This is a genomic window from Streptomyces sp. (genome assembly GCF_036566765.1).
In the GTDB taxonomy this organism is placed as follows: Bacteria; Actinomycetota; Actinomycetes; order Streptomycetales; family Streptomycetaceae; genus Streptomyces.
This window is the reverse complement of sequence record NZ_DATCVQ010000392.1, coordinates 1-13,850: the sequence shown is the minus strand read 5'-3', so window position 1 is coordinate 13,850 and position 13,850 is coordinate 1. Positions and strand designations below refer to the sequence as shown.

Below are 13,850 nucleotides of genomic sequence, written 5' to 3'. Positions count from 1 at the left end.
CCCCCGTCGCCGGCCACTCCGCGCCCGTCACCAGCAGGGCCGCTCGGCCGCCGTCCTGCTTGCGCAGGAGGCGGATCGCCTCCGCCGCCGCTCGCGGGTCCGCGACCGCGACGGCGTCGGCGGCCGCGCCGAGGGCGGCGGCGACCGGGACCTCGAAGCCGGGGGTCACCGTCAGGAGTTCGGCGGCCGGGCCGAGCAGGCCGGTCAGGGTGTCGTGGGCGGCGAGCAGCGCGCCCGTGCCGTCCTTGCGGCGCAGGCCGAGTGCGAGGGCCTCGTGGCGGGCCTGGGTCGCGGCCCGGCGGCGCTCGGCCGCGGTCGTCGCCTCGCGGGCGGCGGTCAGCGCGGCCTCCGCGTCGGCGAGGGCGCGGCGCGCCGCCTCGTGCTGCTCGGCCAGCTCGGAGTCGTCCGCGTCGAGCCCGTCGACCTCCGCCTTGAGCTGCTCGTACTCCTCCTGGGCCGCCGCCGCCCGCTCCGCCGCCTCGTCCCGTGCCTCGGCGAGCCGGTCGATCTCGGCCTGCGCGGAGGCGGCTCGCGAGCGGGCCGCGTTGGCCTGCCCGTGCAGCCGGGCCAGGCCCTCGCGCCGGTCGGCGATCGCCCGCGCCGCGTCCTTGAGTCGGCGCTCCTCGACCGCGAGTTCGCGCTCCAGTTCGGCCCGGTGGGCGACGGTGTCCTCGAGCGCCCGCTCCGCCGCCTCGAGCGCGGCCTCCAGCTCCGCCTCCTGCTCGCGGATCCGGGCGGCCTCGCGCTCCATGTCCTCCGGGTCGCGGCCGCGCCGCTCCTCTGCGGGCTGGGCGGTGGCGCTCTTCACCCGGGCGTCGGCGAGCGAGATCGTGCCGCGCACCCGCTCGGCGAGCTGGGAGAGTTCGTACCAGGTCTGCTGGGCGCGCTGGAGGCGCGGCGCGAGCCGCCGTACCTCGTCCTCGAGTTCGGCCTCCCGGGCCTGCGCGGCCCCCAGCTCCGCCTCGACGCTCTCCTTGCGCGCGAGCAGCGCGGCCTCGTCGGCCACCTCGGCGCTCAGCGCCTCGCGCAGCCGGACCAGGTCGTCGGCGAGCAGCCGCAGCCGGGCATCGCGCAGGTCGGCCTGGATGACGGCGGCGCGGCGGGCGACCGCCGCCTGCCGGCCGAGCGGCTTGAGCTGGCGCCGCAGCTCGTCGGTCAGGTCCTGCACACGCGCGAGGTTGGCCTGCATGGCGTCCAGCTTCCGCAGCGCCTTCTCTTTGCGCTTGCGGTGCTTGAGGACGCCGGCCGCCTCCTCGATGAACGCGCGCCGCCCGGTCGGGTCGGCGTGCAGGACGGAGTCGAGCTGACCCTGGCCGACGATGACATGCATTTCGCGGCCGATGCCGGAGTCGGAGAGCAGGTCCTGGATGTCGAGCAGCCGGCACGTGTCGCCGTTGATCTGGTACTCGCTGCTGCCGCCCCGGAACATGATCCGAGTGATGGTGACCTCGGCGTAGTCGATGGGCAGCGCGCCGTCGGAGTTGTCGATCGTCAGCGAGACCTCGGCGCGGCCGAGCGGCGGCCGCCCGGTCGTGCCGGCGAAGATGACGTCCTCCATCTTCCCGCCGCGCAGCGACTTCGCGCCCTGTTCGCCCATGACCCAGGACAGCGCGTCCACCACGTTGGACTTGCCGGATCCGTTCGGCCCGACGACGCACGTGATGCCGGGTTCGAACCTCAGCGTGGTGGCCGAGGCGAACGACTTGAACCCGCGCAGGGTCAGGGCCTTGAGATGCACGCCCCCGGACTCTACCTGCCCACCCGTCGCCCACCACCACCCTTGCAACGAGGCGCTGTCGCGCCGCACCTCCCTTTCGCGTTTCACCCACGAAGGTGCAGGGCAGATCAGTCGGTAAGCACCGGCCGAACGCTGGGTGAACGGGGGACGGGGGCGCTTCGGGCAGGACTTCGGGCAAGAAAGAAGGGACGCCAAGGCGTCCCTTGCATATCTAGCGATGCAGTGAGCGTGAGTGTTTCTCACCTGCGCCCCGGCGAGGGGGCAGCTGATACGTCAGGTGAGCGCAGGCTCCGCCTTGGGTACGTCGAGGTCGAGCTGAGCGGCGGCAGCGCTGAGCGCGTCGTTCTCGGACTGGATCCGTACGAGCTCGGATTCGAGGTCCTGGACGCGCTGCTGGAGCCGTCGCATCTCGGCGAGGAGTCGCGGGTCGGAGCCGCCGACGTAACCGAGAAGCGCCTTTGCCATGATGGATGGTCCTCCACACTGAGTGACCGACCGAAGCGGTGTGGGTCGTGAGGGATTCGCACCCGCGGTGCTCGGCAGTACTTCTTGTCGTGCCGGTTCCTACTGCCAAACAGCTAAGGTGCGCGGGGCTTCCAGAGTCTCACCAAAAAGTTTGACGGTCAACACGATCACACCCCGTATCAACGGGCGACCGGGGGGTCCGCGGCCGCAACTACATGCGGCGGCGCCTCGCAACTCGGTGCCCGGGGGGCGTGGAGATCATCCTTCCTCGCGGAGCGCGGCAGGGCAAGTGCTTCTCGGCAATCACCAGGTCGTTTCCGTCCCACGGGGCGCACGCGACGGGCGCACGGGGAGGCGCACGACCCCCGCCCGGGGGCCGTGCGAGACGGCCGGGCGGAGTATCCCCGCCAAGATCGTCACCGCACGGCGAAGCCGTCGTAGCCGCCGCGCGGGGTCGCCCAGATCTCGGTGACTCCGTCGACGCGTCCGGGCGTGTCGTCGGAGCGCAGCCACTCCAGCAGACGGTGGCAATTCTCACTCGGGCCCTCGGCCACCACCTGCACCCGCCCGTCGTCGAGGTTCAGCGCGAAGCCGACGAGGTCTCCGATCTCCAGAGCGTTTGCCCTGGTGAACCATCGGAAGCCCACTCCCTGTACTCGGCCGCGCACCCAGGCGGTGAGCCGCACATCTTCGTTCATGGCTGCACGCTAACCGTCCAATTCCACACGGAGCACCTCACCCCCACGCGTCATGGCGTACAGTCCCGACGCAATGAGACTCACCCGTTCGGGCGTGTCGGATTGACAGTCGCACACAAAGCGATCAACGAGGTTGGCAGACAGGAAGGCGGAGCGAATGGGACGCCATCGACGGAAGCGCGGGTCCAGGCCCGTGCGCACCGGACTGCTCGGCGCCTCCGCCGCGATGGCGGTAGGCGCCGTCGCGGTCGCATCGGGCCTGCTGCCCGGCGGCAGTGACACGTTCGACGTGAGCGGCGCGGACTCCACGACTCAGGCGCAGCAGCGGAAGATGGCCGAGCTGCTGACCCAGCAGGGCGGCGCGACCGCGACCCCGTCGCAGCGCGCGACCGGCACGCCGAGCGCGAGCTCCGGCAGCCAGTCCCCCACCGCGAAGCCCACGCCGACCCCGACGAAGCCGGCGAAGACCGCGAAGCCGACCCCGTCCGCGAAGCCGACCAAGCCGGCCCCCGAGCCGACGAAGACCGCTACGCCGACGCCGACGCCCGAGAAGACCCGGGAGACGAAGAAGCCCACCGAGCGCGTCACCGTCCCCGTGCAGACCGCACGCGACGTGGCCGCCGAGGCCGAGGTCGTGCGCCTGGTCAACGTCGAGCGCGCCAAGGTGGGCTGCACGCCCGTTCACGCGAGCGCTGCGCTCAACCGGCTGGCGGGCGCGTTCAGCGCCGACATGGCGAACCGCGCATTCTTCGACCACACCGACCCCGACGGCGACACCCCGTGGGACCGCGCCGAGCAGGCGGGCGTCTCGGGCCTCGGCGGCGAGAACATCGCGCGCGGGCAGGCGGACGCCGAAGCGGTGATGGACGCCTGGATGAACAGCGACGGCCACCGCGCCAACATCCTCAACTGCACCTACACGTCCATGGGCGTCGGCGTGCACTTCGCCTCCGGCGGCCCCTGGTGGACCCAGGACTTCGGTTTCTGAGCTCGCCCCCTGAGTGAGAGCACTCTCTCCTGGTGAGCGCTGTGCGCGCGTAAGCTGGAGAGCATGACCGACGACCTCGAATTCGACGTGTTCGCCCGGGGATGCACCTCGCGGCAGACGCTGGAGCACGCGACCGGCCGGTGGGGCTCGCTCACGCTGGCCGCGCTGCACGAGGGCTCGTTCCGGTTCAACGAGCTGCGCCGCCGCGTGGACGGGGTCAGCGAGAAGATGCTCGCGCAGACGCTTCAGGCCCTGGAGCGCGACGGTCTGGTGCACCGAGAGGCGCAGCCGACCAACCCGCCCCGCGTCGACTACCGGCTGACCCCGCTCGGCCGGTCCGTCGCCGAGCGGCTCGTCGCACTGATCGAGCTGGTCGAGGGCCGGATGCCCGAGGTGCTCGCGGCCCGGCAGAACTACGACGAGACGCGCGGGGCCACCACGCCGTCCTAGCCTGCTGCCCGCGGCGGCCGCTGGCAGCGCGGGCAGAAGTAGCTGGAGCGGTTCATCCAGGGGCGGCGGCGCATCGGAGTGCCGCAGCGGCGGCAGGGCTCGTCCTCGCGGCCGTACGCGTCCAGGGACCGCTCGAAGTAGCCGGACTCGCCGTTCACATTGACGTAGAGGCTGTCGAAGCTGGTGCCGCCGACGGCCAGGGCCGCGTTCATCACGTCCCGTACGTGGCCGAGGAGCTCGGCCGAGCGGGGGCGGGTGAGGGTCGCGGTCGGCCGTTCGTAGTGCAGCTTCGACCGCCACAGGGCCTCGTCCGCGTAGATGTTGCCGACCCCGCTGATCAGCGACTGGTCGAGCAGCGCGCGCTTGATCGTGGTGCGGCGAAGGCGCAGCGCGGTCTGGAACGCGGCGTCGTCGAAGGCCGGGTCCAGCGGGTCGCGGGCGATGTGCGCGATGACGTCGGGCAGGCCCTCCGGGGCGTTGTCGTGCAGCGAAAGCCCGCCGAAGGTCCGCTGGTCGACGAAGCGCAGCTCGGTGCCGGTCGCGTCGTCGAAGCGGACCCGGATGCGCAGGTGCTTCTCGTCGGGGGCGTCGGTCGGCTGGACCAACAGCTGGCCGCTCATGCCGAGATGGCCGAGGACGGAGCTGTCGGTGTCGGCGAGCGGGATCCAGAGGTACTTGCCCCGGCGCATCGCGACGCCGAACCGGTGACCGGTCAGCCGGGCCGCGAAGTCCGCGCCGCCCGCGGGGTGCCGGCGCACGGCGCGCGGGTGCAGCACCTCGACGTCGGCGACGGTCCGTCCGGCGACCCATCGTTCGAGCCCCCGGCGGACGACCTCGACCTCGGGCAGCTCGGGCACGGGGTCTCCTCGGAAACGTGGTGGGGGCGGATGCCCGCAGCCTACCCCCGCCCCGCGAGCCCCCGGAAACCGCCGGGAACCCCCGAAAACAGCGCCGCCCGCCCCGAAACCGGGGCGGGCGGGTTGTTCGAAGGAGGGGCGGGTCAGGCCGAGGGAAGGTCGACGGGCTCGTGCGCCCCGCCGTCCTGCTCGGGCCCGGCGGTCTCGTCGGCCGCGGCCTTCGCCGCTGCCGCCTCCCGCTCGGTCGCGGCGGCCTTGATGGCCGTCCAGGCCGACTCGGCGGCCTGCTGCTCCGCTTCCTTCTTGCTGCGGCCGGTGCCGGTGCCGTACGAGACACCACCGACGCGGGCGGCAGCGGTGAAGGTCTTCTCGTGGTCCGGACCCTCCTCGCTGACGAGGTACTCCGGAACGCCGAGACCCTCGGCTGCGGTGAGTTCCTGGAGACTGGTCTTCCAGTCCAGGCCGGCGCCGAGGTTCGAGGACTTCTCGATCAGCGGGTCGAAGAGCCGGTGCACCAGCTCGGACGCCGCGTCGAGGCCCTGATCGAGATAGACCGCGCCGATCACCGCTTCGAGGGTGTCGGCGAGGATGGATGCCTTGTCCCGGCCGCCCGTGCCCTCTTCGCCCCGGCCGAGCCGGATGAAGGAGCCCAGGTCGAGGCCGCGGCCGACCTCCGCCAGCGCACGCGAATTGACCACCGCGGCCCGCAGCTTGGCCAGTTGGCCCTCGGGCAGGTCCGGGTGGGTGCGGTACAGCGTGTCCGTGACCACCAGGCCGAGCACGGAGTCCCCGAGGAACTCCAGGCGCTCGTTGGTGGGCAGGCCGCCGTTCTCGTACGCGTACGAGCGATGGGTCAGCGCACGCACCAGAAGGGCGGACTCGAGCTGATACCCGAGCCGCCCTTCCAGAAGCGTGTGGGACGAGGCGGTGTCCGTCTTGTTGGACTCAGACATCGTGCCTCTCACCAGCCACTCAGACCGAGAGGACCTGGCGCTTGTTGTAGGTGCCGCAGCTCGGGCACGCGATGTGCTGCAGCTTCGGCTCCTGGCAACGCTCACACGAAACCAGGGTGGGGACCGCAGCCTTCCACTGCGACCGGCGGTGGCGCGTGTTGCTGCGCGACATCTTCCGCTTCGGAACAGCCACGGCTACTTCTCCTGCTTCTCGTCGACACCGGATGCGGCGTCGCTCATGTTGTCCTTCTCATCGGTTCCCAGCGAACCGGTGAGTCCCTGCAGTGCCGCCCAGCGAATGTCGACGGCGTCGTGGTGGTGGCCCGGATTGTCGTTCAGGTTGATCCCGCACTCGGAACACAGACCTGCACAGTCCTCCCGGCACACCGGCTGCATCGGCAGTGCGAGCACCACCGCATCGCGCAGCACAGGCTCGAGGTCGAACATGCCGTCCTCGAGGGGGGTCATGCTCTCGTCGTCCTCGGCTTCGTCGCCCGCGACCGCCTTCGAGCGGCCCCGGTCGTCGGAGGCGGGGTACGAGAACATCTCCTGGTAGTCCACGTCGAGATCGAGCTCGACGGGCTCCAGACACCTTACGCACTCCCCTTCGGCCGATGCACGGGCGGTGCCTGTGACGAGCACCCCTTCCATGACCGACTCCAGACGGAGCTCCAGCTCGACGGGCGCACCCTCGGGCACCCGGACGACCCCCTCGACGCCGAGGTCCCGAGGGGCCTCGATCGAACGGGAGACCCGCTGCAGGCCACCAGGACGCCGCCCCAGCTCGTGTGTGTCGAACACGAGGGGGTTGCGGTGGTCGAGGCGCGTGCTCAGGGTTCTTCCTGCTTTCGGATCGTGAGGGGGCTGCCGCGTTCGAATCGAGAGACGAAAGCGGGCAGCGCGGATCGCGGCATACGCGCGACCGAAGAGCCAGGATACTGGACGCTTCGCTCAGGGCCCAATCCGGTCCCCCGCGCGCGACGGGCCCTCGGGGCTCAGTGCCCCTGCTCGTACCGGCGCAGCTGCTCCAGGTCGATCATGCCCGTGTCGAAGAAGCTGGTCTCGTCGAGCGCGGCCCCCTGCTGCGGGTGCGCGGCCTGCGCCTGATGCGGGTCCTGTGGCTGCTGCTGGTAGCCGTACGGGTCGGGCTGGTGCTGCTGGGGCTGCTGGTACGCGTACGGGTCGGCCTGCTGGTAGGCGTAGGGATCCTGCTGGTACGCATACGCGTCCTGGGGCTGGACCTGCTGCTGCGCCGCCGCGTACCCGTACGGGTCGGGCTGGGCCTGCTGGGCAGGGATCTGCGGGGCCTGCATCACCGGCTCGGGCGCCGGGTCGGCCAGGTCCGCGAGCCCGGCCAGGTAGTCCGCGTCGCTGGTGTGCACTCCGCCGCCGGCTGCGTCCTGGGCGGCGATGTGCTCGCCGAGGGCGTCGGAGGCGATCCGGCCGTGCAGCTTCTGCCGGCCGCGGCCGACGGCCTCCAGGGTCTTGCTGAGGACCGCCTCGAAGGCGCCCAGCTTGGCGTCCACGTACGCGTCGGCCCGGTGGATCAGGGTCTGCGGGTCGGCGCTGTACTCGGGGGCGTCCTCGTCGGCGTACCCGTGCTCGTCCAGGCCGGGGCCGCGGCCTAGCAGCTTCTCGCGGCCGCGGTCGACGGAGCCGATGGTCTTGTTGAGGACGACCTCGAAGTTGGCGAGCTTGGAGTCGACGTAGTCGTCGGCCTCGGCGCGGATCTCCTCCGCCTCCCGGCGGGCCTCGCCGAGGATCCGGTCGGCCTCGTCCTGGGACTGCCGGGCGACCGAGGTGTCGGAGACGATCGAACCGCGCTCGGCGTGCGCCGCCTCGATGATCCGCTCGGCCTCCTGGCGGGCCCGCTCGACCATGTGCTCGCGGTCGCCGATCAGCTCCTGGGCCTGGGCAAGCGAGCCGGGCAGGGCCTCCCGCACGTCTTCGAGCATGGCGAGCAGTTCGGCGCGGTTGACCACGCAGGACGCCGACATGGGCATGGAGCGGGCGCTTTGGACCGCCGAGACGATCTCGTCGAGCTTCTTCTGCACGTCCACCTGGTGCTCGCCACTCTCTACAGCTGGATGGAGACGGACGGCACGACTGTAAGGGCAGTCGACTCCCCTCCGACACCAGGTGACGGACTGTCAGCGACCGTCGCGCGCGGTCATCCCTGGGCGCGCCGCTCGGCCAGCCGGGGGGTGAGCTTGGCGAGGACGGCCGGCGGCACCAGGTGGGAGACGTCGCCGCCCCAGGCCGCGACCTCCTTGACCAGGGAGGACGACAGAAAGCTGTACGTGGGGTTGGTGGGCACGAACAGGGTCTCGACGCCCGAGAGCCCGTTGTTCATCTGCGCCATCTGGAGCTCGTAGTCGAAGTCGCTGACGGCGCGCAGGCCCTTCACGATGGCGGGGATGTCGCGCTGCTTGCAGAAGTCGACGAGCAGGCCGTGGAAGGCCTCCACCTCGACGTTGCCGAAGTCGGCGGTGACCTCGCGGATCAGCTCGATCCGTTCGTCGACGGAGAACAGGCCCTGCTTGGACTGGTTGATCATCACCGCGACGTGCACGACGTCGTACAGCTTGGAGGCGCGGGCGATGATGTCGAGATGTCCGTTGGTGATGGGGTCGAATGACCCCGGACAAACGGCGCGGCGCAACTTGGGTCCCTCGCTCTCCGGTCCGGTCATCGTGCGTCTTCGCACGTAGAGGCGGCGCGACCGTACCAAAACGTTCCCTCGCCGTAGCGACGGGCCCGCATCGGCTCGAAGCCGGCCGGCCAGACGAACTCCCCACCTCTGGTGCTGCGCTCCACGGTGACGAGGGCATCGCCCGTGAGCCAGCCCCCGGAGCGGAGTGTGAGCAGTATCTCGCGAAGATCGTCGTCCGAGACGGCGTACGGCGGGTCGAGGAAAACCAGGTCGTACGGGGCGCCCGGGGGCGGTCCCGTCACGACTTGTTCCGCTTTGCCGGTACGGGCCTCGGCGCCCGGCAGCCCGAGCGCGCGGACGTTCTCCCGGACGGTCCGGGCGGCGCGCTGGTCGGCCTCGACGAGCAGCGCGTGGGCGGCGCCGCGGGAGAGCGCCTCCAGGCCGACGGCGCCGGACCCGGCGTACAGATCGGCGATGCGGACCCCGTCGAGGGTGCCGAGGAGCGCCTCCCAGGTGGAGAACAGGCCTTCGCGCGCCCGGTCGGAGGTCGGGCGGGTGCCGTTGCCGGGCGGCACGGCGAGGCGGCGTCCGCCGGCGGTGCCGGCGATCACGCGGGTCATCTGAGGTCCTGTTCCTTCGCGGAGATCTGTGCCTCCACGATAGGCCGGGGACGGGCCGGCGACGTCATCCCCGTCATCCCTTCTCCAGGTACTCCTCCCGCTCCTTGTCCAGGAGGGCGTCCAGGGCGGTGCGCAGCTCGGGGTGGGCGGTCAGCTCCGGATCCGCCTCGACGATCGCGGTGGCCTCCTCGCGGGCGGCCGCGATGACCTCCTCGTCGTCGATGACGGCGAGCATCCGCAGGCTGGACCGCACGCCGGACTGTGCCTGGCCGAGCACATCGCCCTCCCGACGCTGCTCCAGGTCGATCCGCGACAGCTCGAAGCCGTCGAGGGTGGCCGCGACGGCGGCGAGGCGCTGCCGGGCGGGGGTGGCCTCCGGCATCTCGGTGACGAGCAGGCACAGGCCGGCCGCGGCGCCACGCCCGACCCGCCCCCGCAGCTGATGCAGCTGCGAGACGCCGAACCGGTCCGCATCCATGATCACCATGGCGGTGGCGTTGGGCACGTTGACACCGACCTCGATGACGGTGGTGGCGACCAGCACATCCACGTCACCGGCGGCGAACCGGCGCATCACGTCGTCCTTGTCGTCCGGATGCATGCGCCCGTGCAGCACCTCGACGCGAAGCCCGGCCAGCGGCCCGGCGGCAAGCTTCGCGGCGACGTCCAGAACGGCCAGCGGCGGCCGCTTCTCGGCCTCGTCCTCGGGCGAGGGCTTCCGCTTCTGGTCCTCGTCGTCGCCGATACGGGCACAGACGACATACGCCTGATGCCCGCCCTCGACCTCCTCCCGCACCCGCTCCCAGGCGCGGCTCAGGAAGTGCGGCTTGTCGGCGGCGGGGACCACATGGCTGGCGATCGGCGAACGCCCGGCCGGCAACTGATCCAGAACGGACGTCTCAAGATCTCCGAAAACGGTCATGGCGACCGTGCGCGGAATGGGAGTGGCGGTCATGACCAGCAGGTGCGGCGGCTGCTTCCCCTTGCCCCGCAGCGCGTCCCGCTGCTCGACGCCGAACCGATGCTGCTCGTCGACGACGACAAGCCCCAGATCGTGGAACTGCACCTTGTCCTCGATGAGCGCATGCGTCCCGATGACGATCCCGGCCTCACCGGTGACCAGATCCAGCAGCGCCTGCCGCCGGGCGGCGGCCCCCATGGACCCGGTGAGCAGCACGACCTTGGTGCCCTGCTCGGCCCCGCCGAGCATCCCGCCCTCGGCGAGCTCGCCCATCATCTCGGTGACGGACCGATGGTGTTGCTGCGCGAGCACTTCGGTGGGCGCGAGCATCGCGGCCTGCCCGCCGGAGTCGACGACGGCGAGCATGGCGCGCAGCGCGACCATCGTCTTCCCGGAGCCGACCTCGCCCTGGAGCAGCCGGTGCATCGGATGCTGGGTGGCGAGATCGTCGAAGATCTCCCCGGAGACCCGCTGCTGGCCGTCGGTGAGGGTGAAGGGCAGCTTGGCGTCGAAGGCGGTGAGCAGGCCGTCAGGGGCGGGTTTCCGTGCGACGGCGGGGAGTTGGCTGTCGGCGTGCCGCCGCCGCGCCAGGGCGACCTGGAGGACGAAGGCCTCGTCCCACTTGAGGCGCTGGCGGGCGTCCTCGATGTCGGCCTTGGTGCGCGGCCGGTGGATCTTCTGGAGCGCGTCGGGCAGCTCGGCGAGGCCCCGGCCGTCGCGCAGGGCGGGCGGCAGCGGGTCGACGGCCTCGACGGCGCTGGGCAGCGCGGCGTCGACGGCCTTGGCGATCTTCCAGGACTCCAGCTTGGTGGTGGCCGGGTAGATCGGGATGAGCGCCCCGGCCCAGGTGTCGACGGCCTCGTCGGCGTCGCCTCGCAGCAACTCGTACGCGGGGTGGGCGAGCTGGAGCTTGCGGTTGAACAGCGACACCTTGCCGGCGAACATGGCGCGCGTCCCGGGCAGCAGGTCCTTGTGCGGCTTGTGCACGCCCTTGCCGAAGAAGACCAGTTGGATCCGGCCGCTGCCGTCCGTGATGGTCACCTCAAGGCGCTGCCCCCGCCCCTTGGCCCCGTTGAACGTATGCACGCGGGCGTCGGCGACCTGCGCGACGACGGTCACATGCTCGTCCAGCGGCAGGTCGGACAGTGCGGTCAGCTCACCCCGCTCGGCGTACCGACGCGGATAGTGGTGGAGCAGGTCCCCGACCGTATGCAGGTCGAGGGCCTCGGCCATGACCTTGGCGGTGGCGGGACCGAGGACCTTCTTCAGGGGTTCGTCGAGCGCGGGCACGGATCCATTGCACACCACGGGACCGACAACGCTCGACTATTCGACGCCGATCAGCAGCGGCGGCGCGCCCGGCCCGGCGTGGTACGTCGTGGTGTCGACGGCCAGGTAGGTGCGCCGCACGTGGGATTCCAGGGCGTCGGCGAGCGAGGCCGGGGCGCCCTCGCCGACGATCAGGGTGACCAGTTCGCCGCCGGCCGAGAGCATCCGGTCCAGGACCGTGCGGGCGATCTCCGTCGGGTCCTGGCCGATGACCGCCACGTCGCCCTCGATGAGCCCGAGCACGTCCCCGGCCTGGCAGACGCCGGCCGAGGTGAACGACTGCCGTTCGGCGACGGCGAGTTCGGCGTACCGGGTCGCGCCGGCCGCCGCCGTCATGGCGACCACGTCCTCGTCGAAGCGGCGGTCGGGCTCGTGCACGGCGAGCGCCGCGATGCCCTGGACGGCGGCCCGGGTCGGGATGAGCGCGACCCGGACGCCCTCGGCGCGCGCCTGCTCGGCCGCCGCGGCCGCGGTGTGCCGCAGGTCGGCGTCGTTGGGCAGCAGCACGACCTCGCGGGCGTGCGCACGGTGGATCGCGTCGACGAGGTCGCCGCTCGCCGGCGGCTCCCCCGGCGTCGCGAGCACCGTCGTCGCGCCGGCCTGCGCGCACAGCCCGGCCAGCCCGTCGCCCGGCAGGACGGCGACGACGGCCCGCTGGACCTGCTCCGGCCGCCGCGGCTCCCCGGCGAAGTGGGTGATCCGGATCCGGTACGGCCGCCCCGCCTCGACGCCCGCCTCGACCGCCGCCCCGGCGTCGTCGACATGGACGTGGACGTTCCACAGTCCGTCGCCGCCGACGACCACGAGCGAGTCGCCGAGCGCGTCGAGCCGGCCGCGCAGCCGGTCGACCGCCGCGTCGTCGGCCTCCAGGAGGTAGATCACCTCGAAGGCCGGTCCGCCCTCGGCGGCACAGGGATCGGCGGCAGCGGCGGCGACCGGCCGGTGCGCGGCCGCGAGCGGGCTCAGCGCCTCGCCGGACAGCGCCTCCACCAGCGCGCCGAGCACCATGACCAGACCGCGCCCACCGGCGTCCACGACGCCCGCGCGTTCGAGCACGGCCAGTTGTCCCGGGGTCGCCTCCAAGGCCGTCCGCGCCCCCTCGTACGCCCTCCTGGCCACCGTCACGAGGTCTCCGCCGCCCGCGCACGCGTCGGCCGCGGCCGACGCCACGCTCAGGATGGTGCCCTCGACGGGATGCGCCACCGCCTGCCGGGCCGCGTCGGCCGCTGTCGTCAGCGCGCGGGCCAGGTGATCCCCGTCACGCCCGGCGGCGAGCACGGAGGCCATGCCGCGCAGCAGCTGCGACAGGATGGTGCCGGAGTTCCCGCGGGCCCCGAGCAGTGCGCCGCGCGCCATGGCCCGTACCGCCTCGGGGGTGTCGGGGGCGGCGGCCTCGGCGAAGGCCGCGTCCAGAGCGCGGGCCGCGGACTCGACGGTCAGGTAGAGATTGGTGCCGGTGTCCCCGTCCGCGACCGGGTAGACGTTGATCGCGTCGATCGCCTCGCGCTCCCGGCCGAGCGCCGCCAATGACAGGAAGCACCAGCTCCGGACCGCTGCGGCGTCAAGGGTCTGCGCGGTCTGCGGCACCTGGTGATCCTCCTGCTGGGGCGGCCTTGGGGCGGCGGGCTGCTCCGCAGGGTAGACCCGGCCGCCACCGGGGCCGGGGGCGGGGCCCGGGGAGACCATGGTAGTTTCGTTCCACGGAAGCAGTCGTTGTATGCTGCTTCGGTTGCCCGGCAATCGCCGGGCCATTCCCCGGCAAGCCACTTCAGATCTCTGATTCCGGTGCGCCGGATTTCACTGTAAATCTGAAGTCTTTGGAGTGACCCGTGGCTGCCAACTGCGACGTCTGCGGCAAGGGGCCGGGCTTCGGCAACAACATTTCGCACTCGCACCGCCGTACGTCCCGTCGCTGGAACCCGAACATCCAGCGCGTGCGTGCCGTGGTCGGTCGGACGCCGAAGCGGCTCAACGTCTGCACCTCGTGCATCAAGGCCGGCAAGGTCTCGCGCTAACGCCGACGTTTCGTCGTAGCGCAGCCCCTGCGGTTGCCTTGAAGGGTCGGTTCACCTCGGTGAACCGGCCCTTTGCCATGTCCGGACGCGAAACCCGGACGCGAAACCCTCCGGCCCGCTAGG

The 13,850-nt window shown here is 71.8% G+C and carries 15 protein-coding genes; 3 read left to right on the top strand and 12 right to left on the bottom strand.

Translation table 11 applies throughout. From position 1 onward, the window contains the following. The 3 genes from VIU94_RS23125 to VIU94_RS23115 all read right to left on the bottom strand — a co-directional run. Window positions 1–1,738 (bottom strand): chromosome segregation SMC family protein (locus VIU94_RS23125; RefSeq protein WP_331913773.1); only part of this gene is annotated, 1,738 nt, incomplete at its 3' end. A 273-nt stretch (window positions 1,739–2,011) separates the two neighbouring features. Next, entirely contained in the window at window positions 2,012–2,203 is a 192-nt protein-coding gene (locus VIU94_RS23120) for a hypothetical protein (protein WP_331913772.1), read from the bottom strand. 416 nt (window positions 2,204–2,619) lie between these two features. Continuing rightward, window positions 2,620–2,901 carry an acylphosphatase gene (locus tag VIU94_RS23115; protein WP_331913771.1) on the bottom strand — a complete coding sequence of 94 codons (282 nt, stop codon included), beginning with the start codon at window positions 2,899–2,901 and terminating at the stop codon, window positions 2,620–2,622. A gap of 157 nt (window positions 2,902–3,058) precedes the next feature. On the opposite strand from VIU94_RS23115, the gene VIU94_RS23110 reads away from it, so the two are divergent. After that, window positions 3,059–3,889: a CAP domain-containing protein gene (locus VIU94_RS23110; protein WP_414720990.1), complete on the top strand. Its 831-nt coding sequence runs from the start codon at window positions 3,059–3,061 to the stop codon at window positions 3,887–3,889. A 63-nt stretch (window positions 3,890–3,952) separates the two neighbouring features. Then, window positions 3,953–4,339 (top strand): winged helix-turn-helix transcriptional regulator, encoded by a 387-nt coding sequence (locus VIU94_RS23105; RefSeq protein WP_331913769.1) that lies wholly within the window; start codon window positions 3,953–3,955, stop codon window positions 4,337–4,339. Here the strand turns inward: VIU94_RS23105 and mutM are convergent. From mutM to fakA, 9 genes are all read right to left on the bottom strand, one after another. Next, window positions 4,336–5,196, bottom strand: coding sequence for a bifunctional DNA-formamidopyrimidine glycosylase/DNA-(apurinic or apyrimidinic site) lyase (gene mutM / locus VIU94_RS23100; RefSeq protein WP_331913768.1), 861 nt, complete (start codon window positions 5,194–5,196; stop codon window positions 4,336–4,338). The two genes, VIU94_RS23105 and mutM, sit on opposite strands and share 4 nt — an antisense overlap. Window positions 5,197–5,339: 143 nt before the next feature. Next, on the bottom strand, window positions 5,340–6,149 hold the full coding sequence (gene rnc / locus VIU94_RS23095) for a ribonuclease III (protein ID WP_331913767.1): 810 nt from the start codon (window positions 6,147–6,149) through the stop codon (window positions 5,340–5,342). 19 nt (window positions 6,150–6,168) lie between these two features. Then, complete coding sequence (rpmF, locus tag VIU94_RS23090; protein WP_015036448.1) at window positions 6,169–6,342, bottom strand: 50S ribosomal protein L32; 174 nt, start codon at window positions 6,340–6,342, stop codon at window positions 6,169–6,171. Between the two features lie 2 nt (window positions 6,343–6,344). Continuing rightward, a complete protein-coding gene (locus VIU94_RS23085) occupies window positions 6,345–6,983 on the bottom strand; it encodes a YceD family protein (RefSeq protein WP_331913776.1) in 639 nt (212 codons plus the stop codon). Between the two features lie 161 nt (window positions 6,984–7,144). Then, on the bottom strand, window positions 7,145–8,209 hold the full coding sequence (locus tag VIU94_RS23080; RefSeq protein ID WP_331913766.1) for a F0F1 ATP synthase subunit B: 1,065 nt from the start codon (window positions 8,207–8,209) through the stop codon (window positions 7,145–7,147). Between the two features lie 110 nt (window positions 8,210–8,319). Continuing rightward, window positions 8,320–8,811, bottom strand: a complete 492-nt coding sequence (gene coaD / locus VIU94_RS23075) for a pantetheine-phosphate adenylyltransferase (RefSeq protein ID WP_331913775.1) — start codon at window positions 8,809–8,811, stop codon at window positions 8,320–8,322. 26 nt (window positions 8,812–8,837) lie between these two features. Next, window positions 8,838–9,422: a 16S rRNA (guanine(966)-N(2))-methyltransferase RsmD gene (gene rsmD / locus VIU94_RS23070; RefSeq protein ID WP_331913765.1), complete on the bottom strand. Its 585-nt coding sequence runs from the start codon at window positions 9,420–9,422 to the stop codon at window positions 8,838–8,840. Between the two features lie 73 nt (window positions 9,423–9,495). Next, window positions 9,496–11,616 carry an ATP-dependent DNA helicase RecG gene (gene recG / locus VIU94_RS23065; protein WP_331913774.1) on the bottom strand — a complete coding sequence of 707 codons (2,121 nt, stop codon included), beginning with the start codon at window positions 11,614–11,616 and terminating at the stop codon, window positions 9,496–9,498. A gap of 93 nt (window positions 11,617–11,709) precedes the next feature. Continuing rightward, on the bottom strand, window positions 11,710–13,299 hold the full coding sequence (fakA, locus tag VIU94_RS23060) for a fatty acid kinase ATP-binding subunit FakA (RefSeq protein WP_331913764.1): 1,590 nt from the start codon (window positions 13,297–13,299) through the stop codon (window positions 11,710–11,712). Window positions 13,300–13,541: 242 nt separating this feature from the next. On the opposite strand from fakA, the gene rpmB reads away from it, so the two are divergent. Next, entirely contained in the window at window positions 13,542–13,727 is a 186-nt protein-coding gene (gene rpmB, locus VIU94_RS23055) for a 50S ribosomal protein L28 (RefSeq protein WP_003957616.1), read from the top strand. The last annotated feature ends 123 nt before the right edge of the window (window positions 13,728–13,850 follow it).